The following is a 21016-nucleotide window of genomic DNA, read 5'->3' as shown; positions in this document are numbered from 1 at the left end:
GTCGAGTGACGTATGTTGTTGCGTTGCCTTCTCCGGGTAGTGCGGACCCCGTAGACTCGGAGGGTGATCTTCAAGGCGGTGGGCGATGGAAGGCCTTATCCGGACCACGGCATGACGTCCCGGGACTGGGCCAAGATCCCGCCTCGCCAGGTCCGCCTCGACCAGCTCGTGAGCACCAAGCGGGAGATGGACCTGCAGTCCCTCCTCTCCAAGGACTCCACGTTCTACGGCGACCTGTTCCCGCACGTCGTCCAGTGGCAGGGCGAGCTCTACCTGGAGGACGGCCTGCACCGGGCGCTGCGGGCCGCGCTGCACCAGCGGCTCGTCCTGCACGCGCGCGTCCTGGACCTGGACGCCGTCGACATGAGCTGATTCAGCGGATACGGACGGGCTCCGCGGCGGGACGCGCCTTCGGCCGGGCCTGCGGGCGGGCGGGACGGACGACGCCGGGACGCGCGGCCAGCAGCCCGAAGAGCACTTCGGGCACGACCAGGGCGAGCAGCAGCACGATCGGGACGTCCCAGCCGCCCGTGACGTCGTGCAGCACACCGACCGCGAACGGGCCGGCGGCGGCGAGGAGATACCCGCCCGTCTGCGCCATCCCGGACAGCGCCGCCGCCACGGACGGGCTCGGTGACCGGAGGCTCAGCAGCGTGTAGGCCAGCGGAAACGCGCTGCCGGTGCCGAGGCCGAGGACGGCGACCCAGATCCAGCCCGCGGACGGGACGAGCAGCAGGCCGGCGAGCCCCGCGACCATCGTGGCGGCGACGGCGACCACCACGGGCCGCTGGTCGCGCAGCCGGGCGGCGGCCACGGGGACGAGGAAGCCCAGCGGAATGCCGACGATCAGCATGACCGAGACCATCATCCCGGCCGCCGCGGGAGTGAATCCGGCGTCCCGCATGATCTCCGGCAGCCACGACATCAGGACGTAGAACATCAGCGACGCCAGCCCCATGAAGGCGGCGACGTACCAGGCCGTGGGCGAGCGCAGCAGGGACCCCTCCTCGCGCGGAGCCGCCATCGGGGCCGTCGGGGCGCGGCGTCCGCGGACGGCGAGCGGCCCCCACACGAGCACGGCGGCCAGGGACGGGACGGCCCAGACGGCGAGCGCGAGCCGCCAGCCGCCCGCCTCGGCGAGCGGCACCGCGAGCCCGGCCGCGACGGCGCCGCTGGCCGCCATGAGCATCATGGCGAGACCGGTGAGCGAGCCGACGCGGGCCGGGAACGCCCGCTTGATGACGGCCGGCATCAGGACGTTGCCCATCGCGATCCCGGCCCCGGCCAGGACCGTTCCAACGAACAGCGACACCGGGGACTGCGCCACCCGCAGCACGATCCCCGCCGTGATCAGGACAAGCGACCCGGCGATGGCGGCCTCGGTGCCGAACCGCCGCGCCACCACGGGGGCGAGCCCGGCGAACACCCCCAGGCAGAGCACCGGCAGCGTGGTGAGGACACCGGCCCCGGCGTCCGACAGCCCGAACACGTCCCGCAGGTCACTGAGCACCGGCGCGATCCCGGTGATCGCCGCCCGCAGGTTGACCGTCAGCAGCACCAGCCCGGCCAGCCACCAGACGGCCGTCACCTGGGAACTAGGAGCGGCCGCCGGACTCCTCGTCTCACTCATGGCTCACCCGGTCGGCGGAGGCGAGGATCTCGTCCAGGCACGCGTGCGTCGCCCGGGTCGCGGCGTCGGCGTCGCCCGCCTCGATGGCCGCGGCGATCGGGCCGTGCGGGACGTCGGCGTGTTCGAGGAGGACGCCCGCCGCGCCGATGCTGGCCCTGAGCGCGGCGCTGAAGCCGCGGTACAGGTCGGTCAGGACGCGGTTGTGCGTGGCCTCGACGACGGCGGTGTGGAAGGCGAGGTCGGCCTCGACGAACGTGGCGTGCTCACCGGCCGCCCAGGCGGCGTCGCGGCGCGCGAGGGCGATCGCGATGGCGGCGGTGTCGGTGTCCGTGCGGCGGGCCGCGGCGAGCCGGGCGGCCTCCACCTCAAGCCCGCGCCGCACCTCCAGGATCTCGACGAGTTCCGCCGTCTCCAGGCCCCGCCGGACGGCCCCGGACAGCTCGCTCGTCGCGCGCACGTACGTGCCGTCGCCCTGCCGGGATTCGAGAAGCCCCGCGTGGGTGAGGGCGCGGACGGCCTCCCGGACGGTGTTGCGGCCGACCCCGAGCGTCTCCGACAGCGCCGGCTCCGGCGGGATCTTGGCGCCGACGGGCCAGCTTCCCCCGGCGATCTCCGCTCTGAGCTGGCCGATCACCTGATCGACCAGCGACGACCGCCGCGCCGTGCGCAAAGCCACCCTGAACCTCCGGTCAACCAATCATCCTACGTTTAAGGGTAAACCAAGACCGGGTGCCTCTTGTCCCTTTGTGCAGGAGAGGAACGCCACACCGCGCCGGCGCGGGGGTACGTCGCCGAGGCCGGTGACGTGCCGTCCCCGGGAAGGCGGACGGCACGTACCGGCTCAGAGTCCTCGGTCTTCGTATTGGCCGTGGTAGGACGGGGCCTTCGCGCCCGGCTGCGCCGGGGACGCGATCGAGGACGCCGACAGCCCAGCGGCCCGCAGGGCGTGGCGGTAGGCGGCGGCGGCGTCCTCGGTGTCCTGGACGAGTTCGAACAGCTCACCCAGTTCCCGGAACAGGTGGGCCGCCGGACGCCCCGGAGGCAGCGTCGCCAGCTGCTCGGACGCGGCCCGCAGGACGACCTGGGCGGCCGCCCGGTCGCCTTGGGCCACGCGTGCGCGGGCCAGGACGAGCCGGGCCAGGACGGTCTTCTGCGTGCGTACGGCAAGCTCGGCGGCAGGCTGCGGGGCCACGGTGTGATTGCTCGTGGGGGCGGCCAAGGCCAGTCCGGTGTCGAGGAACTGTTCCAGGGTGGCGATCGCCTCGTCCAGTGCGCCGACGAGGACCAGCGCACGAGCCTTGGCGATGACGCTCTCCGTGGATTCGTCGCCTTCGAGGCTCTCCGTCCCCTGGAGGAGGTCCAGCGCCTCTTGCGCGGCCTCCCGCGAGCCCTCCGGGCGCGGGCCTTCGAACCCGAACTCACCGGACGGCACCGCACTGGGCGGCACGGCTGCTGAGAACGGTACGACGCCCCTGAGCAGCGCCTTGGCCCCGGCAAGAGCGAGACGAGCGCGGCTCCGCACCGGAGTGGCGTCGGTACGCGCGGCCAATGCCTGATCGGCGAAGTACAGCGAGTCCCCGATGCTCCCCTCCTCCAGCGCACGCATGCTGGCCCGCTGGTAGTGGACGCTCACCGGCTCGCTCTCCCCGGCCTGCCCAGGATGCAGGAGGCGCCGGCCCAGCTCGTGCGCGCGCACCGGATCGGAGCGATCCACATAGGCGAGCAGCAGGATGCGACCGGCCTCGGTGTACTCGTGGCCGACGGCGAGCCCGAGCTGTTCGAGCCGCTCGACGGCGCGCTCGCCGAGCGCGGTCGCCTGCCCCAGGTCGCCGACGGTGTGGTAGCACCGGGCCAGCGCGATCACGGGCGGCAGCCAGCTGGCCCGGCCCGGGTCGCGTTCGGCCTGCTCGCGCAGCTCCTCGAACAGCGTGATCGCGGCGTCGGTCCGGCCCAGGTCCTCCAAGGCGCGGGCGCGGCCCCAGCGGGCGCGGGACGTGAGGTCGGGGTCGTCGCTGCGGGCGATCACCTCCTCGAAGCCGGCCTCGGCGGTGGCGGCGTCGCCGCGCAGCAGTGCGAGGTGCGCGTGGCGTTCCCGGACTTCGAGATGGGCGCGCTGCTCCGGCTCCACGCCCTCGGCGAGGTACTCCGGGGTGCAGCCGAGACGCTCGGCCAGCATGCGCAGGACGGTCGGAGTGGGCGTGCGCTTACCCGACTCGATCAATGAGATGTAGCTGTCGGAAAGGTCGTGACCGGCGAGCTGTGCCTGCGACAAGCGTCTGGTCAGCCGCAGGTTGCGGACACGTTCGCCGACGTTGCCTGGACCCGGCATGAGGACTCACTTAGCGGAAGTAAACAGGCGACTGGGGTGCCGACATGATTGCACATTGCGGGTTATCGCACATCGAGAGCAATGAACTGGAAATCGCGGACACCGCCCGGCGGGCTCGTCCCGCTGCCGCGCGCACGCCGCTGGAGCACGGTGCCGCGCCGGTTCGCGCCAACGGATCGTCCGGCGGATGCGACCTCTGTCACTCACCGAGAGTATCCGACTGACGCCACAAGATCCCGAACACCGCGAATATCGGCCAGTTCATCATGTTTTCCGGTCGGCCGCACCCTTCGTCCGGCAGCGGGTGGAGCGGCGGCCCGCAGCATGATCGTCCAGCTCGGAGCGCCGTCCGCCCGGCCGTCTCGCGGAGCCGGCCGGGCGGACGGGTCACGGTTCGGGATCGGAGCCTTCCTTGGGCCCGGTGGAGGTGGGGGTTTCCTCCGGCGGCCTGGGCCGGCGCGGGGGCGGGGGCAGCGTTTTCTCCACCGGCTCCGGGTTCTTGTTCGGGAAGATCATTTCGCAGACTTCGAGATAAAGCTGCTCGGGATACGGCAGAAACGGCACGTTCGTGAGCGCCTGGTCCTGGCCCGCGGACTCCAGGATGAACTCCCCGTAACCGAGCATCCGGCCCGCGATCGTCCGCTTGAAGCTCATGTCGGTGACCTTGGCCAGCGGCATCATCGCGACCTTGCGGGTGATCAGGCCGGTGGTCAGCAGCATCCGCTGGTTGGTGATGACGAAGTAGTCGACGGACCACTCCGCGACACGCCAGACGAACCAGGCGAGCAGGAACAGCCAGATCCACCAGATCCAGCTGATGGCCTTCCCGGCGTCGCTGGCGACGGTGTTGCTGAGCAGGCCGGCGACGATCAGGCCGCCGAGGACGAGACCGACCGGGACCATCAGCACGGCCGGATGCCGGCGCACCGTGATCACCTGGTTCTCGTGCGGGAGCAGGTACTTGTTGACCGACGCGGGCGCCGAGTCTCCGGGGGTGACGAGCCTCATCCCGGCCTCTCAGGAGAGCGCGTTGACGAAGGTGGCCAGGGAACCGGCGGCGGACGCGATGCCGTTGGCCGCGCTCTCCACCGACCGGGCTGCACCGTCCGGCTGGTTGATGACATAGAACGCTACGAAGGCCATGGCGGCCCACGTCATGTACTTCTTGGCGGGCACGGCTGCCTCCCGGAGCGTCGACTCACGGACCCCGGTTCAGTTTCGCACAGCCCACCCGACCGGCAAAGCAAGCACTATGGCGCGTTGCCGTGAGCCAAGGAAGGCCGGACGTCCACGTCCGGCACCTCCTCATGGCGCATTATGGCGCGTCCTCATGGTGCTTATGGCGCATTGTCCAACGACGACCGGCTCGCCTTGCGGCGCTTCTCGGCCGCGACGGTCGCGAGCACTTCCAGGTGGCGGCGCGCGATCCGTTCCACAAGGTCGGGGGGCGCCGCCCCCGTGACCTCCTCGGCGCCGTAGCGCGCGGCGGAGACGCAGCGGTCCACCGTGTCGGCACCGTGCACCCCGTCGAACTCCTCGGTGAGCCGCTCGCCGATCTCGGCGTAGCGCGGCAGGTCGTCCCCTTGGTGAGCCATCACGTTTCCCCGTGCTCGCTCGCACCGCCCGGTCCGTAGCGGTCCCCTGTGCCGGGACGGCGGAGGGGAACGCGCCCTGGCGTTCCGTAAGGGGGGTGGTACCCCATGCCGCAGCGAACGAACATCGCAGGTCACGCCTGACTTGGGGCATATTGCCGGTATTGCCGGGACGTGCTCAGACGACGCCGTAGAGGCGGTCCCCCGCGTCCCCGAGGCCCGGCATGATGAAGCCCTGCTCGTTGAGGTGCGAGTCGATCGCGGCCGTGACCACCCGGACCGGCGCCGAGACGCCGGCGAACGCCCGCTCCATGTACTTCAGCCCCTCCGGGGCGGCGAGCAGGCAGATCGCGGTGACGTCGTCGGCGCCCCGGTCGAACAGCAGCCGGATCGCGGCGGCGAGCGTCCCGCCGGTCGCGAGCATCGGGTCGAGGACGTAGCACTGCCGTCCCGACAGGTCGTCCGGCAGGCGGGTCGCGTACGTCTGCGCCTGCAGCGTGCCCTCGTCCCGGATCATGCCGAGGAAGCCGACCTCGGCGGTGGGCAGCAGGCGCGTCATCCCGTCCAGCATCCCGAGGCCGGCGCGCAGGATCGGCACGACCAGCGGCTTCGGGCTCGCGAGCTGGACGCCCTCGGCCTCGACGAGGGGGGTCTGGACGGTCGCCGCGGCGACCCGGACATCGCGCGTGGCCTCGTAGGCGAGCAGGGTGACCAGTTCGTCCGCCAGACGCCGGAAGGTGGGGGAGTCGGTGCGGACGTCCCGCAGCGTCGTGAGCTTGTGCGCGACGAGGGGGTGGTCGACGGCGAGGGTCTGCATGCGCTCACCGTAGCCCACCCGCTCTCGGTCGGCCGGACCGTGCCGAACAGGATAGGACGCCGTTGAGCTGGGCAGTATGGCGATATGAGCAGCCAAAGCGGTCGCCAGCCGAGGGGACCGGCGCGGGCCCGCGAATCCGCGCCCGATCCGCCCGCCCCCGCCGTGCCTCCCCCCGAGGCCGCGGCGCCTCCTCCCGACCCCTCCGAACCCGCCGAATCCGCAACTCCCGCACCGGCTTCCGAGCCCGCGCCCCAGCCCGCGGGCACCGGGGTGACCGATGTCACAGCCGAGGACGCACCGGCACGTCCCGGCCCCCAGGGCGACATCTCCCCCGAGCAGGTCCGCGAGCATCTGCGCCGCCGGGCCATCTTCCTGCGCGAACTGGCCGAGGCCCGTGAGCTGCGGCGCCGGGTCACCCCGCACCGGTCGCGCCGCGCGCGGATCCACGCGGTGCTGCGCCGCCGCACCTTCCGCATCAATTGATGCGGATTGGATAGGTTCTTGCCGCCAGGACCGGTATACGGTGCCGACTCCCGGCCTCACCTCCGGGTACGGTGCCGAGTTTGGCGGTGGGGCACGCGAGCGGGCGCCGCATCTGCCACCATTCCCTGGCAGGAGACGCGCCGGTGGGGTGGAAATGACGGATGTGGACGCGACGGACTTCGCCGTCGTGGTGTATCGGGAAGACGAGAGCTGGGAGGCCGAGATCCTCCCGGTGGCGTTGACCGAGGACCTCGCGGGGCTGATCCATGCCCTGCGCCAGCAGCCGAGCCTCGGCGGCACGGTCGGGCTGGTCTCGGTCGGCGACGACTTCTTCGTCGCGATCCGCCTGCTGGGCGACGAGGTCATGGTGTTCCTGTCGGACGTCACGGCCTCGGTCGACTGGCCGCTGGCCCGCCAGGTCCTCGACTATCTGGACATCCCCGTCCCGGACGACGAGGAACTCGACCAGGTCCTGCCCGTCGGCGACATGTCGATCTTCGCCGATCTGGGCCTTGACGAGATGGAACTCGGCGCGATCTCCGGTGACCTGGAGCTCTACCCGGACGAGATGCTCCTCAGCGTCGCCGGCCGCATCGGCTTCGCCCCCGCCTTCGAACGCGCCCTCGACGCCGTCCCCTAGGCGCAGGCCCGTCCCCCACCGGACAGAACCGAAGTTCATGCACGGCCGCCGCCGGGGAGCCGGGGGCGGATTCCGCCCGCACAAAGGGGTGTGACCCTGGCAACCCCGTGGGTCACAATGAGCACGTGTCCTACTTCGCCGCCGTGTTCGCGCGGACCCCGCAAGGCTGGGTCGGTGCCGAGGCCGCCCTCGCCGAGGCGGACCACGTCGACGATGTCGCCGACCTGATGCGGGAGGCCGCCGTCGAGTCCTACGGCGACCCCGTGGTGCTGATGGTCGAGCAGGACGACGACTGGTTCGCGATCGTCCGGCTGGACGGGACGGACGAGCCGCGCGCCTACGTGTCCACCGTCCGCCAGGACGGGCTCGGCTCGCTGCTCCAGCAGCTCGTCGGCGAGGTCCCCGACGGCGAGTCCGGCGGTGACCCGGCCCTCCTCGAAGACCTCGGCCTCGCCGCCGACCAGCTCACCGACCTCGGCGAACGCGCCATCCCCGGCGACGCCCTCCTCACCATCGCCGAACAGGCCGGCTTCGGCGAAGAATTCGACCGCCTCCGTGACTGACCCGGGGGATCCGGTCGTCGCGGGGTTCGTGCCGGCGATGCGTCGGGCCCTGGACGAGGCGCGGAAGGCGGCCGAGAGCGGGGAGGTTCCGGTCGGCGCGGTCGTGCTGGACGCGTCCGGCGAGATCATCGGCACCGGGCACAACGACCGCGAGCGCTCCGCCGACCCGACCGGGCACGCGGAGATCATCGCGATGCGGGAGGCGGCGGCGTCCCTCGGGTCGTGGCGGCTGGCGGGCTGCACGCTGGTCGTCACGCTGGAGCCCTGCACGATGTGCGCGGGCGCGGCCGTCCAGGCCCGGCTGGACCGCGTCGTCTACGGGGCGGCCGACCCGAAGGCGGGTGCCGTGGGGTCGCTGTGGGACGTCGTCCGGGACCGGCGGCTCAACCACCGGCCCGAAGTGATCGCCGAGGTACTGGCCGACGAGTGCGCCGCCCCGCTTATCGAGTTCTTCACCCGCCGCAGAGTCGGGTAGGCTCTCCCGCGGTGGTGTCGCCTAGTGGACGAGGGCGCACGCCTCGAAAGCGTGTGAAGTGCAAGCTTCCGTGGGTTCGAATCCCACCACCACCGCAGGCGCGAAGGCCGCCGTCCCGCAACCGGGGCGGCGGCCTTCGCTCATGTCAGCCGACCGTGACCAATGCCACGCCGGCGACGGCGACGGCCATGCCCACGCGCTGGATGACGCGCAGGCGCTCACTGTAGGCGACCCTCGCCAGCAGGACGGTGATCGCCGGGTAGAGGGACGTGAGGACGGCGGCCAGGCTGAGCATGCCGCCGTGGACCGCGAGGAAGTACAGGACGTTCGCGCCCGCGTCCAGGCCGCCGGACAGGAGCGCCAGCCCGATCAGCGCCCGTCCGGACATCCGCGGGCCCAGGTCGCGGCCGCGGGCCACCATGAACAGCAGCGCCACGGCCACGATGAACAGGGTGCCGACGCGAGCGCCGACGACCGGCCAGAGCCCGGCGCCGTTCCCCGCCGCCTTCAGCAGAACGAAGAAGACACCGAAGCAGGCACCGGACACCCCGGCCATGAGCGGGCCCGAATCCACCGGCCGCCGGCCGGACGCGGCCTTCCCGCCGTCTCCGGCCTCCATGCTGACCAGCCCGATCGCGACGAGGCACAGCAGCACGCCGGCGAGGACGGAGGCGTTCAGCCGTTCGCCTCGCGCGATGCCCACCGCCACCGGCAGCACCGCCGCGGCCAGCGCGGACACCGGCGCCACCACGCTCATCGGCCCGCGGGCGAGCGCCCGGTAGAACGCGATCAGCCCGGCCCCACCGGTCATGCCCCCCAGGAGCCCCCAGGCCATCGGCCCGGGAGCGGCGTTCCCGCCGCCGAGCAGCGCCGCCACCAGGACGACCGCGAGCCCCACCGGGACACACCAGGTCAGGGCCTTCAACGCGGTCGACTTGCGGGCCACGGCGCCGCCGAGGAAGTCGGCGGTGCCATAGGCGAGGGCGGCGCCGAGCGCCAGGACGGTGACCATCACCGCCCGCCGATCAGGCGGGTCTCGACCCGGACGTCCGGCGCGATCACGCGGAGCCGCTCCGCCAGCCGGTCGCCCGCCTCGCGCAGCCGCTCGATGGGGTACGGCTCAAGGCGTTCGAGCAGGAAGAGGCCGTTCTTCGTGCGCTGCGTCAGCCGCGTCCGGACGCACTGCCGCCAGTTCCAGCGCCGGCAGGTGACCCCCCGGTCGTCCCGCCAGACGACCTCGCCGGCGTCCGGGTGCTCGACGGCGGGCTCCCCGCCCGCGATCACGTCGAAGGGCTCGTCTCCCGCGGCCCTGACCAGCCGCGCCGCCCCCTGATAGGCATCGAGGTCCTCACCGCCGATCGGCAGCGCATACTCGACGCTGACCGCGTTGTAGGCGTCCACGACCTTGTTGATGGACGGGAGCGCCTCGGCACGCCGCAGCAGCGCGTCCACCGAGGGCCGGGTCCGCTGCGGCTTGGCGCCGAACGCCCGGTAGGCCGCACGCCAGGCCTCCACATGCGGATCACCGGGGTCGGCCTTCCCGGCGGCCTCGGCCAGCCAGCCCTCCGACACCTGATCGCCGGGCCCGTTCACCAGTCCCTCGGCGCTCATGACGAGCACGGCGAAGTCGGGACGCAACTCCCGGACGGCCTCGTCCACGACAACCCGCTCCAACATCCGACCCTCCATACGGTCACTTTAATGAAACGCCCGTAGCATTATACCGACCGCCAGCGGTGCGGACCAAGCCGTTTCCCGCTCCGAGACCGACGGCTCGGCGGGATGTGAGCCGGCCACGACCTGGGGGTTGTGGACGGGGGGACGGGGCACCGGCGGGGTTGCGGGACACTGATCGCATAGCGGATCGGGTGATGCGGCGGCCGCCCGCGCCGGCCCTGGCGGGCGCGCGACGCCGACAGATGCTGGAGGACGATGAGCGGGCAGGAGGCGATCGGGGAGGCCGTGGCGCGGACCGTCCGGGCGTTGCGGGCCGGGCACAGCTGGAGCCTGGACGAGCTGGCCGGGCGCGCCGGGGTGAGCAAGGGCGTCCTGGTGGGGCTGGAGCAGGGGCGCGGCAACCCGAACCTGGGGACGCTCATCCGGATCTCGGACGCGCTCGGCGTCCCGTTGACGCGGCTCGTGCAGGTGGAGGAGGAGCCGCCGGTGCGGATGTTCCGGCCCGAGCGGCACGTCGTCCTGTGGGAGGGCGAGCGCGGCGGGACGGGGACGCTGCTGGCCGGCAGCGACCCGCGGCCGTCGCTGGAGCTGTGGCGCTGGGTGCTCCAGCCCGGCGAGACGCGGGAGAGCGACGCGCATGTGCCGGGCACCAAGGAGATCGTCTATGTGGAGCAGGGCACGCTGACCCTCGTTGTGGACGGCCGGACGGACCTGGTCGAGGAGGGGGCCGCCGCGGTCTTCGTCGGCGACCGCCCCCATTCGTACGGCAACGCGGGCGAGGGCGAGGTCCGCTTCGTCCTGGCCGTCCTGGATCTCTAGCCGTCCCCTCGCCGTCCGTGGCCGGCGGGCGGGCGCGGTGGGTCAGGAGGTCAGGCGGACGGGCATGGCCAGGTAGCGGTAGCCGGTGTCGGTTTCGGGCGGGGGCTCCTCATCGTCCTTCCGGTCGGGGATGGCGGTGAGGAGGGCGGGTTTGGTGGGGCCCGCGCATTCGAGGCGGGCGTATTCGGTGTCGATGCCGGCCAGGCCGTCCAGGAGGTACTGGGGGGCGAACGCGATATCGACGTCATCGCCGGTGAGGCTCACCGCAAGCGCTTCGTTGGCGCGGGCGGAGTCACCGGTGGCGGCGCGGATGCGGACCTCGCCCGCGGTGAGGGCCAGGCGGATCGGGGTGCCGCGCTCGGTGACGAGGGCGGCGCGCTTGATCGCCTCGACGAACGGGGCGACGGGGATCTCGGCGACCGACGACCAGGTGCCGGTGAGGCGGGACCTGTAGTTGATGTACTGGTCGTCCAGGAGGCGGCTGGTCATGCTGCGACCGCCGCCGGAGACGCCGATGAGGGTGTCGGCCCTGCCGGCGAGGCCGATCTCGACGCCGGCGCCGCGTTTGATCGACTTGGCGGTGTCGGCGAGGGTGCGGGCGGGGACGACGACGCCGGCGGTGAAGCCGGGGTCGGCGGGCGACCAGGTCAGCTCGCGGGCGGCGATGCGGTAGCGGTCGGTGCAGGCCAGCCACATCGTGTCGCCCTCGATGTCGATCCGGACGCCGGTGAGCATGGGCAGCGTGTCGTCGCGTCCGGCGGCGGGCGTGACCTGGGCGACCGCGGTGGCGAACACGTCGCCGGGGACGGTGCCCGCGCGGGCGGGCGGCTCGGGGAGGGTGGGGTAGTCCTCGACGGGCATCGTCAGCAGGCCGAACTCGGCGGGGCCGCAGCGGACGACCACCTCGGAGCCCTTCGTGAAGACCTCCACCGGCTGCGCGGGGAGATTGCGGACGATGTCCGACAGCAGCCGCCCGGGGACGAGCACACGCCCCGGTTCGGTGACGTCGGCGTCCTCCCGGGCCTGCGCGGAGACCTCGTAGTCGAACCCGGCCAGGGTCAGTTCACCTTCGCCGGTGACCTCGATGAGCATGCCCGCGAGGATGGGGAGGGCGGGACGGGACGGCAGGGTCCGCGCCGCCCACGCGACGGCGTCGGCGAGCGTCTGCCGGTCGACTCGGAACTCCACCTCGATCAGCCTTCCCACGGTGAACGTCTACGTAGGGCACGTTAGCCGGGACCTCTGACAAACGAGCCGGACACGGGTCAGAAGAGGGTCGCCCCGCCGTCTCCGCCGCGGATCCCGCGTTCGAATCCGAGGAGGTAGCGCTTGCGGTCGAGGCCGCCGCCGTAGCCGGTGAGGGAGCCGGTGGAGCCGATGACGCGGTGGCAGGGGACGATGACGCCGACCGGGTTGCGTCCGTTGGCGAGGCCGACCGCACGGGACGCGGACGGTTTGCCGATCTCGACGGCGAGTTCGCCGTATGTAGTGGTCTCCCCGTAGGGGATCTCCTGGAGTGCCGCCCAGACGCGCTTTTGGAAAGGCGTCCCGTGGAGGGCGAGCGACACGTCGAATTCGGTCAGTTCACCGGCGAAGTACGCGGTGAGTTGGGCGGCGACGGTCGCGAAGGGTTCGTCGCCGGGGTCACCTGGCGCACCGAAGGTCTCTTCGGACGGAAGGTGCCGCTGCTTCTCCATGTAAAGCCCGGACAGGGCGCCGTCTGTGGCCACCAGAGTGAGGGGGCCGACGGGGCTGTCCAGGACGACGTGTGCAGGCATGAGGTTCCTCAGTGTGCAGGAAGCAGGTTGATGGGGTGGTCGCCCGTGGCCCACAGGTACTGGACGGCGTAGGCGCGCCAAGGGCGCCATTGGGCGGCACGCCGGGTGAGGGCCACGGGAGTGGCCGGAAGGTCGAGGCTCCTGGCGGCGGCCCGGATTCCCAGGTCGCCGGGGATGAACGCGTCCGGGTCTCCGAGAGCACGCATCGCGATGGTCTCGACGGTCCATGGGCCGAAGCCCGGTAGGGCGGACAAGCGCGCGCGGGCCTCATCCCAGTCGCTCCCTACGCCCAGGTCGATCTCGTCACTCGCAAGCGCGTCGACAAGGGTCGTGAGGGTGGTGCGGCGAGCTTTCGGGAACGCGAGTGCCTCCGGGGCAAGGCCGGCCAACGCGGCCGGGGTGGGGAAGAGGTGCGTCAGCCCGCCCCCTGGGTCGTCTATGGGGTCGCCATAGGCGGTGACCAGGCGTCCCGCGTGGGTGCGGGCCGCAGCCGTCGAAACCTGCTGCCCCAGGACGGCCCGTACGGCGAACTCAGGGGCGTCCACAGTGCGGGGGACGCGTCGCCCGGGGGCCTTGTCGACCAGCGGGGCCAGAACCGGGTCGGTGCGGAGCAGGTCGTCCACGGCGACGGGATCGGCGTCCAGGTCGAGCATCCAGCGGCAGCGGCTGATCGCGATGGTGAGGTCGCGCAGGTCGCTGAGGCTGAGCGTGCAGGCGACGTAATCGGGCTGCGGGCTGAGGGCCGCGATGCCATGCCCGTGAGGCAGGCGCATGGTGCGCCGGAACGCACCGTCCCGCCATTCTTCGACGCCGGGGACGGCGGTGGCCGCGAGATGGCCGAAGAGGTTGTCCGGGCAGAGCGGCGCACGGAAGGGCAACCGCAGCGACAGCGCCCCCGACCCGGCCGGTGCGTGGCCCTTGGCGGCACGGTCGCGCAGAGCGGTCGGGGTGAGCGCGAACACCTCGCGGACGTTGTTGTTGAAGGCGCGGATACTGGTGAAGCCCGCCGCGAACGCGACGTCCCCCATCGGAAGGGAAGTCGTTTCGATGAGGAGCCGTGCCGTCTGAGCACGCTGAGCCCGCGCCAGAGCAAGTGGCCCGGCACCCAGTTCAGCATTGAGCTGACGTTCGATCTGGCGGGTGCTGTAGCCAAGACGTCCGGCGAGACCTGGCACACCCTCACGGTCAACGACACCGTCCGCGATGAGGCGCATCGCCCGTGCGACGACGTCCGCCCTGTGGTTCCACTCGGGCGAGCCAGGGGACGTGTCAGGCCGGCACCTCTTGCAGGCCCGGAAGCCCGCCTGCTGGGCGGCGGCAGCACTCGGGTAGAAGCGCATGTTCTCCGGCTTGGGCGGTACCACCGGGCAGCTTGGGCGGCAGTAGATCCCGGTGGTCACGACCCCGGTGAAGAACCATCCGTCGAAGCGCGCGTCCTTCGACTGGACGGCCCGCACACACCTCTCCACGTCCTCGTGCATGCCTCCAGCATCACCGACGGGAACACAACCCACTAGCCAGAAAACGACATCATCGCTGGCCGCACTACGATCGTCCCCCACACCAACCATGTGCAAGGAGGAATCATGGAGCACCAGCCCAGCACCCCTGCCTTAACGGCTTCCGAGTCCGGCGAGGTGGTGCTGAGGCCACCGCGCACGCTCCGGTACCTCGCCTATGCGCAGGCCGCTACAGGTGCCCTCCTCATCGTGGCCACGGTGTACGCATTCTGGATCCAAGCCTTCATCCCGGCCCTGTGCCTCGGCTTCATGGGGCTGTCAGCCATTGGCGCGACGCTGCCCTTCCTCGCGGGCAGTGTGAAACTTGGTCCGGACGGGCTGCACAACCACCACCGGGATTCGGTCAGCCAGGTCTACCTGGCCTGGGACGGCATCAATGCGCTCGAACGGCGCCGCCGGCTGTGGACGGAGGCGGTGGTGGCCGTAAGTCCCGCCACCTCGGTCACCTTGGGGGCACCGATCCGGCTGCGCCTGCGCCGGGACCCGGGGTTCGAGGCCGCCGTCGCCGACCTGTCCCGGCGCTCGGGAATCGCGGTGACCCGCGGGCGTTCCCTGCTGACATGGCGGTACGCCTTCGCGCATCTGGCGATCCTGACGACGTGGACGCTGGTCTTCGTCACGTTCGATCCGATCTGGCACCATCAGGCGTGGCCGGGCCGCAAGGAGGCGCACGCCCTCCCCGATCCCTGTCGCGTACTCGCGCCCACCGCGAACCAGATGCTTCCGAAGAGCACACCGGCACGTTTTCCGTTCGACGGCAACCCCGTGTGCCACTTCGGCGCCATCTCGCTGAGGCTTGAGTACCGGCTGTACGAATACAGGACCGGTCAGGACGGCGGCATCGAACAGGCCGAGGAAAGGTTCCGCGAAGGCCCCGGCGGGCCCACGCCCGAGGACAAGGACGCCCGGCCGCTGCCGAACGTCGGAGATGAGGCGGTGATCGTCGCGTCCACCTATCAGGACGCGACCCGCGTGAAGCAGGTCCAGGTCTCCGCGCGTAAGGGCAATGTCGTCATCTGGCTCGTCTACACGCCTCGTTTGAAGGGCCGGGACTCCACGGACGAGGCGGCCGCGATCGCCGAGCGTCTCGCCCGCACCGCCGCCGGCCGGGTCGTGCTCGGGTGAGCGGGCTTGACGTCTCAGGTAATCGATCTTCCGTCGGCGGGTTGGCAGCGTAGGGGGCACCGGGAGAACAGGCCCGGACGATCAGACGGGAGTCATGAAATGGGCGACGTTCAGCAGCGGGTCGAGCGGTACCTGGCCATCTGGAACGAGACGGACCCGGCCGCCCGGCGCGCCGCGATCGACGAACTGTGGACGGAGAACCCCGTCTACGTCGACCCGCTCGGCGTGGCCGAAGGGCGGGACGCGATCGACGCGTTCGTCGGCGCCGCGCAGCGGCAGTTCCCCGGCCTGGTGTTCCGCGCGGCGGGCGCCGTGGACGCCCACCACAACGTGGCCCGCTTCACCTGGGAACTCGGCCCCGAGGGCGGCGAGGCGATCGCCGCCGGCTTCGACGTCGCGGTCTTCGGCGACGACGGACGCTTCGACCGCGTCCACGGCTTCCTCGACAAGGTGCCCGGCTGAGGCGGAGCGCGGCGTGCCGGGCGCCCGGCACGCCGCGATCACAACTGCCGTAGCGCGCCGCCGTCCACCGTCCATTCGGCGCCCGTGACCTGGGCGGCCATGGGGGACAGCAGGTAGGCGATGACCCGTGCGACGTCCTGCGGCGCACCCAGCCGTCCGACGGGGAGGCGTCGCTCCTCACGGACGAACCGCTCTATGGCGTCCTCGACGGGAAGGCCGTAGAGAGCGGCCAACTGGTCCGCGAACCCACCGGGCTCGTCCCACAGCCGAGTCCGTGTAGGGCCGGGCGTAACGACGTTGGAGCGGATGCCACAACGGCCGAACTCCCCCGCCAGCGTCTTGGACACCGACAACAAGGCCGTCTTGGACGCCGCATAGTCGACCAGTGGCGTGTCGGGGAGCCGCCCGGCTTCGCTGGAGACGTGCACCATGCTCCCCGCCCCCTGGTCGATCAGGGCGGGCAGCACGGCGCGGGCCATGCGCACCGCCGCGTGGAAGTTCAACTCGAACGTGGCGTGCCACTGGTCGTCGGTGACGTCGAGGAATCCGATCCTTGAGTGCAGCGCACCCGCGTTGTTGACAAGGCCGTCCAGCCGCCCATGACGCTCTAGGGCGACGTCAACGACGCGTTGCGCGGCGGCCGGGTCGGTGAGGTCGGCGGCCACGTCGGGGGAGAAGCGCGCCACGCCGACGACGTGGGCGCCTTCGCCGGTGAGCAGCCGGGCGGTCGCCTCGCCGATGCCGGCGGACGCGCCGGTGACGATGTAGACCCTGCCGTCGAGTCCGAGATCCATGTCGGTTCCCTTCAGGAGCGGCGCAGGAACGACCCGACGAGGACCGCGCCGGCGAGGGCGATTGCGACGTTCACCGCGGTCGCGGTGTGGACGCCGCCAAGGACGGACGTGTTCGCGGTGGCCACGGCGCTCATCACGGGGATGCCGAGCGTGATGGCGACCTGCTGCGTCATGGTGGCGAGGCCGGTCGCGAGTCCCTGCTCGCCGTCCGGCAGCCCGGACGTCGCGGTCCCCATGAAAGCGACGATCGCGACCAGGTTCCCGAACCCCCCGATCGCGGTGGCGGCGAGCAGCAGGCCGAGCCCGTCACGCCGCTCCCCCAGGCCGAGCAGCGCGGTCGTCGCGGCGGCCTGCAGGACGAGCCCGCAGACGAGCGTCGCCCGGCCGCCGAGCCGCCCCATGATCCGGGGCGCGGCCACCCCGCCGGCGAACGTCCCGGCGCCGAGGACGCCGAGCGCGAGGCCGGTGGCCAGCGGCGAGAAGTCCAGGACCTTCTGGAGGTAAATCGTCATCAGGAACACCAGTGATGTTTCGGTGGCGAACGCCACGAAGCCGCCCACGTTGCCCCAGGTGACGGTCCGGCGGGTCAGCACGCGCAGCGGCGCGAGCGGCGCCGGTGAACGCCGCTCGACCAGGACGAACGCCACGAGCAGCGCCGCCGCGGCCGCGAGCGCACCGAGCGCGGGCGGGAACGTCCAGCCCCGCGAACCGGCCGAGGTGATCCCGTACACGAGGGCGAGGAGGCCGCCGGTGACCGTCACCGCGCCCGGAACGTCCAGCTTCGCCCCGTCCCGTGCCCGGCTCTCGGTGATCACCGCGGGCGTGACCGCGAGGATGAACACCGCGAACGGCACGTTGACCAGGAAGGCCCAGCGCCAGCTCAGCAGATCGGTGAGCAGCCCGCCGAGGATCGCGCCGACGGTGAACCCGGCGGACATCAGCGCGCCGCTGAGCCCGAGCGCCCGCGTCCGCAGCGGCCCCTCGGGGAAGGACGTGGTGAGCAGCGACAGAGCGGCCGGGGTCGCGATCGCCGTGGCCAGCCCCTGCAGGACCCGTCCGGTCAGCAGCGGCGCCGGCGCCGTGGCCAGCCCGCCGATCAGGGACCCGCCGGCCAGGAGGACCATGCCCGCGAGCAGCATCCGGCGCCGCCCGAACAGATCGGCCACGCGACCGAACAGGAGCGTGAAACCGGCGGCGGGAAGGGCGAACGCCGTGGCGATCCATTGCAGCTGGTCCAGGCCGAAGCCCAGTCCCCTGCCGACGACCGGCAACGCCACGTTCAGGATGGAGAAGTCGATGGCGAGCATGAACTGCGCGCCGAGCAGAAGGGTCAATACCAGCTTGTGCCGTGACGACATCCGCCCGGAGGGGGCGGAGACAGCGGTGGTGAGTGCGGTCATGCCGACGACCCTCGCGCCGTAGGGCGCGGCTACCCAGCCCCCGGCCGTTCGTACCACCGTCAGTGGCAGGCTCAGGTCACGGGGCGAGGCTCCGCAGGACGCAGAACTCGTTGCCCTCCGGATCGGCCAGGACCTCCCAGGTGCGATCCGGGGACTGGCCCACGTCCGCCTTGCCGGCACCCAGTTCGACAAGGCGGGCGACTTCCTCGTCCGTTCCGCAGTCGATCGGGCTGAGGTCGAGGTGGAGCCGGTTCTTGACCGTCTTCCCCTCCGGTACCCGGATGAACTGGATCGTGGGCGGCATCTGGCGCGCTCTGACCTCTGCGACGGTCGGCTCCCACGAGCCGATCTCGACCTTGTCCCGGGTTCTGTCGATCACTGTGAAGCCCAGTGCCGCGCACCAGAACTCCGCGAGCCGCTCCGGGTCGCGGCAGTCGATGGTCAATTCAGTGAACCTACTCGTCATGATCTCCGAGTGTCGCACCTTCGGCGGGGCTCGGCGGCCGCCGTTCGCCGCCGGGGCGAGACCATCGGCGCTCAGGAGCGCCAGCGGTACCTGCGCTCGGGGCGGCCCGCCGCGCCGTAGCGCAGCCGTACCTCGGCCCGGCCAGAGGACACGAAGTATTCGAGATAGCGGCGGGCGCTCACCCGGGCCAGGCCCACGCACGCGGCGCACTCGGACGCCGACAGGTCGGGGTGTGCTTCCCGCAGCGCCTGTTCCACCAGGGCCGCGGTCTCCTGGGTGAGGCCCTTGGGGAGCCGGCTGACCTGGCCGGACGCGGTTCCGCTGAAGGCCCGGTCGACCTCGGCCTGCCCGGCGCTGGAGACCTCGGCGAGTTCCTTGCGGAGCGCGGCATACCGCTCCAGGCGCTCCCGCAGCGTCGCGTAGTCGAACGGCTTGATGAGGTAGTTGACCACCCCGCCGCGCATGGCCTGGCGGACGGTGTCCACGTCCCGGGCGGCCGTGACGACGAACACGTCGACTTCGGGTGGGCCCTCCCCCCGCAGCCGCCGCAGCATGTCGAGACCGCTGATGTCGGGCAGATAGATGTCGAGCAGCACCAGGTCGGGCCGCAACCGGCTCACGGCGCGGAACGCGTCCGTACCGGTGTGGACCTGGCCGGCCACCGCGAAGCCCGGTGTGCGGGCCACATATCCGGCGTGGATCCTGGCGACCATGAAGTCGTCGTCGACGATGAGCACCCGGATCATGGCCCCGTCCCGTCCGCCACGGGGAGCCGCGCGGTGAACACGGCCCCGTCCTCGTTGCGCACCGCGATGTCACCGCCGCGGCGCCGGCAGACGAGCCGGGCCAGCGCGAGCCCGAGCCCGCGCTCGCCGGCGCCGTCCTTGGTGCTGAAGCCGCGGCGGAACACCTCCTGGGTCAGCTCGGGCGCCACACCGGGGCCGCAGTCTCGGACGGTCACCACCACGTTTCGGGGCTTCCCGGCGTCTTCGGTCACCTCCACCTCCACCCAGCCGTCCGACACCCCGCCGAGTGCGTCGAGCGCATTGTCGACCAGGTTGCCGACGACGGTCACCAGATCCGCGGAGAGAATCTCGTCCACTTTCGGCAACCGGGTCCGCGGCGAGATCCGCAGCCGTACGCCCTGCTCGGCGGCCAGGCTGGATTTGGCGATGAGCAGGGCCGCCAGCGAGGAATCCGCGATCCGCGAGACCACCTCGGCGCTGAGCCGGGCGCGGGCCTTGCTCAGCCGCGTCACGTACTGCACGGCCTCGTCGTGCTCGCCGAGTTCGATGAGGCCGGCGACGGTGTGGAGCTGGTTGCTGAACTCGTGCGCCTGGGCGCGCAGCGTGTCGGTGGTGTGCCTGGTCACGTCCAGTTCCCGCTGCAGCGCGGTCAGCTCGGTACGGTCGCGCAGTGTCGTCACCCACCCGAGCGAACGGCCGCGGGCCGAGAACGGCATGCGATTCAGGATGAGCACCCGGTCGCCGCTCATCACCACCTGATCCCGCCCCGGCGAGGCGTCGGTGAGCGATTCGCACACCGGCTCTTCCAGGCCGAGTTCCTCCAGCTTCTTGCCCACGCACTGCGGGGGCAGGTCGAGCAGGCGCACCGCCTCGTCGTTGACGAGCGTGATCCGGTGCTGGAGGCCAAGGCCGATCACGCCTTCACGGATGCCGTGGAGCATCGCCTCGCGGTGCTCCACCAGGCCCGTGATCTCCGTGGGTTCCAGGCCCAGGGTCTGCCGCTTGACCCTGCGGGAGAGCAGCAGCGAGCCCGCCACCCCGAGGGCGCTGGCCATGCCGAGATAGGTGAGCAGGTTCGGAGAGGCCCGCCACAGGCTGGCCAGCAGCGTCGGATAGGCGCGCCCCACGGCCACCAGGCCCAGGGTCCGCCCGCGGTCATCGAGCACGGGCGCGTAACCCACCACGTACTTGCCGCCGTCCTCCTCGACCGCCTCCACCCAGGAGCGGCCGGAGAGCACGGGGCTGCCGTGCAGATCCAGCGGTTCGCCCACCTGGCCAGGGTCCGGTGAGGTGACGACGATGCCGTCGGACCGTGCCACGATCACGTAGGAGGCGCCGGAGACACTGCGTGTGCTCTCCGCGACCGGCGCCACCACATGCTCCATGGTACGGTCCGTCAGTCCGAGACGGACCGACCGCACGGCGGCCACGGTCTCGGCGATGGAGAGTACCCGGCGTCCCTCGTCCCTTCGGAAGCCGGCCTCCGTCTGCGCCAACGAAACCGCGGCGACCGCCACCAACACCGCAAGAACGATGGCCAGCTGCAGGGCGAGGAACTGGCCGGCCAGCGAGACCCGGCGACGCGCCCACGGCCAGTTCACGCTTCGATACTGCCAGGACAGTGTCTCGATGGAGACACAATTCTCATGACCACAACGACCACAACCATCAGTACGACCCAAAGCCTGACATTGAAGCGC

At 71.6% G+C, this 21016-nt stretch carries 24 protein-coding genes, 1 tRNA gene and 1 pseudogene; 9 read left to right on the top strand and 17 right to left on the bottom strand.

The genetic code is table 11. The features are described 5' to 3' along the window. Positions 1–63 precede the first annotated feature (63 nt). Entirely contained in the window at positions 64–372 is a 309-nt protein-coding gene (locus tag AF1_RS03450; protein ID WP_067793520.1) for a type II toxin-antitoxin system VapB family antitoxin, read from the top strand. 1 nt (position 373) lies between these two features. On the opposite strand, the gene AF1_RS03445 is transcribed toward AF1_RS03450, so the two are convergent. The 7 genes and pseudogenes from AF1_RS03445 to upp form a co-directional block, all read right to left on the bottom strand. Further along, positions 374–1588 carry a CynX/NimT family MFS transporter gene (locus AF1_RS03445; RefSeq protein ID WP_255218772.1) on the bottom strand — a complete coding sequence of 405 codons (1215 nt, stop codon included), beginning with the start codon at positions 1586–1588 and terminating at the stop codon, positions 374–376. A 34-nt stretch (positions 1589–1622) separates the two neighbouring features. Continuing rightward, positions 1623–2306 carry a FadR/GntR family transcriptional regulator gene (locus AF1_RS03440; RefSeq protein ID WP_067793518.1) on the bottom strand — a complete coding sequence of 228 codons (684 nt, stop codon included), beginning with the start codon at positions 2304–2306 and terminating at the stop codon, positions 1623–1625. Between the two features lie 165 nt (positions 2307–2471). Beyond that, the gene (locus AF1_RS03435; protein ID WP_084262408.1) at positions 2472–3959 is read right to left on the bottom strand and encodes a helix-turn-helix transcriptional regulator; all 1488 of its coding nucleotides are present in this window, start codon (positions 3957–3959) and stop codon (positions 2472–2474) included. A gap of 498 nt (positions 3960–4457) precedes the next feature. Continuing rightward, positions 4458–4967: pseudogene (locus AF1_RS03430) on the bottom strand (PH domain-containing protein); the annotation flags it as partial. A gap of 9 nt (positions 4968–4976) precedes the next feature. Then, on the bottom strand, positions 4977–5135 hold the full coding sequence (locus tag AF1_RS34065) for a hypothetical protein (protein WP_157419132.1): 159 nt from the start codon (positions 5133–5135) through the stop codon (positions 4977–4979). 161 nt (positions 5136–5296) lie between these two features. Continuing rightward, positions 5297–5554 (bottom strand): hypothetical protein, encoded by a 258-nt coding sequence (locus tag AF1_RS03425; protein ID WP_067793517.1) that lies wholly within the window; start codon positions 5552–5554, stop codon positions 5297–5299. Positions 5555–5729: 175 nt separating this feature from the next. Then, the gene (gene upp / locus AF1_RS03420) at positions 5730–6368 is read right to left on the bottom strand and encodes a uracil phosphoribosyltransferase (protein ID WP_067793556.1); all 639 of its coding nucleotides are present in this window, start codon (positions 6366–6368) and stop codon (positions 5730–5732) included. A gap of 270 nt (positions 6369–6638) precedes the next feature. Here upp and AF1_RS03415 point away from each other — a divergent pair, with 270 nt between their 5' ends. From AF1_RS03415 to AF1_RS03395, 5 genes are all read left to right on the top strand, one after another. Then, positions 6639–6851, top strand: coding sequence for a hypothetical protein (locus AF1_RS03415; RefSeq protein ID WP_067793516.1), 213 nt, complete (start codon positions 6639–6641; stop codon positions 6849–6851). Positions 6852–7005: 154 nt separating this feature from the next. Continuing rightward, the gene (locus AF1_RS03410; protein ID WP_067793515.1) at positions 7006–7491 is read left to right on the top strand and encodes a tRNA adenosine deaminase-associated protein; all 486 of its coding nucleotides are present in this window, start codon (positions 7006–7008) and stop codon (positions 7489–7491) included. Between the two features lie 125 nt (positions 7492–7616). Further along, entirely contained in the window at positions 7617–8054 is a 438-nt protein-coding gene (locus AF1_RS03405) for a tRNA adenosine deaminase-associated protein (RefSeq protein ID WP_067793514.1), read from the top strand. 37 nt (positions 8055–8091) lie between these two features. Beyond that, positions 8092–8529 (top strand): tRNA adenosine(34) deaminase TadA, encoded by a 438-nt coding sequence (tadA, locus tag AF1_RS03400; protein ID WP_067793555.1) that lies wholly within the window; start codon positions 8092–8094, stop codon positions 8527–8529. Between the two features lie 10 nt (positions 8530–8539). Further along, positions 8540–8624: transfer RNA gene (locus AF1_RS03395), tRNA-Ser, on the top strand. A 50-nt stretch (positions 8625–8674) separates the two neighbouring features. Here AF1_RS03395 and AF1_RS03390 read toward each other — a convergent pair. Both AF1_RS03390 and AF1_RS03385 read right to left on the bottom strand, forming a co-directional pair. Next, on the bottom strand, positions 8675–9541 hold the full coding sequence (locus AF1_RS03390) for an EamA family transporter (protein ID WP_067793513.1): 867 nt from the start codon (positions 9539–9541) through the stop codon (positions 8675–8677). Next, positions 9541–10206, bottom strand: coding sequence for a B3/B4 domain-containing protein (locus tag AF1_RS03385; protein ID WP_067793512.1), 666 nt, complete (start codon positions 10204–10206; stop codon positions 9541–9543). Before AF1_RS03385 ends, AF1_RS03390 begins: the two co-directional genes overlap by 1 nt. Positions 10207–10461: 255 nt before the next feature. Here AF1_RS03385 and AF1_RS03380 point away from each other — a divergent pair, with 255 nt between their 5' ends. Beyond that, positions 10462–11025: a helix-turn-helix domain-containing protein gene (locus AF1_RS03380; RefSeq protein WP_067793511.1), complete on the top strand. Its 564-nt coding sequence runs from the start codon at positions 10462–10464 to the stop codon at positions 11023–11025. 42 nt (positions 11026–11067) lie between these two features. Here the strand turns inward: AF1_RS03380 and dnaN are convergent, their stop codons facing one another. From dnaN to AF1_RS03365, 3 genes are all read right to left on the bottom strand, one after another. After that, positions 11068–12213, bottom strand: a complete 1146-nt coding sequence (gene dnaN, locus AF1_RS03375; RefSeq protein ID WP_067793554.1) for a DNA polymerase III subunit beta — start codon at positions 12211–12213, stop codon at positions 11068–11070. A 77-nt stretch (positions 12214–12290) separates the two neighbouring features. After that, positions 12291–12803 carry a methylated-DNA--[protein]-cysteine S-methyltransferase gene (locus tag AF1_RS03370; RefSeq protein ID WP_067793510.1) on the bottom strand — a complete coding sequence of 171 codons (513 nt, stop codon included), beginning with the start codon at positions 12801–12803 and terminating at the stop codon, positions 12291–12293. A gap of 8 nt (positions 12804–12811) precedes the next feature. Continuing rightward, a complete protein-coding gene (locus AF1_RS03365) occupies positions 12812–14284 on the bottom strand; it encodes a DNA-3-methyladenine glycosylase 2 family protein (RefSeq protein ID WP_067793509.1) in 1473 nt (490 codons plus the stop codon). A 105-nt stretch (positions 14285–14389) separates the two neighbouring features. Between AF1_RS03365 and AF1_RS03360 the strand changes: the two genes are divergently transcribed. Both AF1_RS03360 and AF1_RS03355 read left to right on the top strand, forming a co-directional pair. Then, positions 14390–15448 (top strand): hypothetical protein, encoded by a 1059-nt coding sequence (locus AF1_RS03360; protein ID WP_131732379.1) that lies wholly within the window; start codon positions 14390–14392, stop codon positions 15446–15448. A 99-nt stretch (positions 15449–15547) separates the two neighbouring features. Further along, on the top strand, positions 15548–15910 hold the full coding sequence (locus tag AF1_RS03355; RefSeq protein WP_067793507.1) for a nuclear transport factor 2 family protein: 363 nt from the start codon (positions 15548–15550) through the stop codon (positions 15908–15910). A 38-nt stretch (positions 15911–15948) separates the two neighbouring features. Here AF1_RS03355 and AF1_RS03350 read toward each other — a convergent pair whose 3' ends face one another. From AF1_RS03350 to AF1_RS03330, 5 genes are all read right to left on the bottom strand, one after another. Beyond that, the gene (locus AF1_RS03350; RefSeq protein WP_067793506.1) at positions 15949–16704 is read right to left on the bottom strand and encodes an SDR family NAD(P)-dependent oxidoreductase; all 756 of its coding nucleotides are present in this window, start codon (positions 16702–16704) and stop codon (positions 15949–15951) included. Positions 16705–16715: 11 nt separating this feature from the next. Beyond that, the gene (locus tag AF1_RS03345; RefSeq protein WP_067793505.1) at positions 16716–18104 is read right to left on the bottom strand and encodes an MFS transporter; all 1389 of its coding nucleotides are present in this window, start codon (positions 18102–18104) and stop codon (positions 16716–16718) included. 76 nt (positions 18105–18180) lie between these two features. Continuing rightward, positions 18181–18549, bottom strand: a complete 369-nt coding sequence (locus AF1_RS03340) for a VOC family protein (protein ID WP_306303150.1) — start codon at positions 18547–18549, stop codon at positions 18181–18183. Positions 18550–18641: 92 nt separating this feature from the next. Then, positions 18642–19316, bottom strand: coding sequence for a response regulator (locus tag AF1_RS03335; protein ID WP_067793503.1), 675 nt, complete (start codon positions 19314–19316; stop codon positions 18642–18644). Beyond that, positions 19313–20917 carry a sensor histidine kinase gene (locus AF1_RS03330; protein ID WP_242608602.1) on the bottom strand — a complete coding sequence of 535 codons (1605 nt, stop codon included), beginning with the start codon at positions 20915–20917 and terminating at the stop codon, positions 19313–19315. Before AF1_RS03330 ends, AF1_RS03335 begins: the two co-directional genes overlap by 4 nt. Positions 20918–21016 lie beyond the last annotated feature (99 nt).

This window comes from Actinomadura formosensis NBRC 14204, from assembly GCF_001552155.1.
Taxonomy (GTDB): domain Bacteria; phylum Actinomycetota; class Actinomycetes; order Streptosporangiales; family Streptosporangiaceae; genus Spirillospora; species Spirillospora formosensis.
Note: the sequence above shows the minus strand (reverse complement) of the source record. Positions and strands in the feature narration are given on the sequence as shown.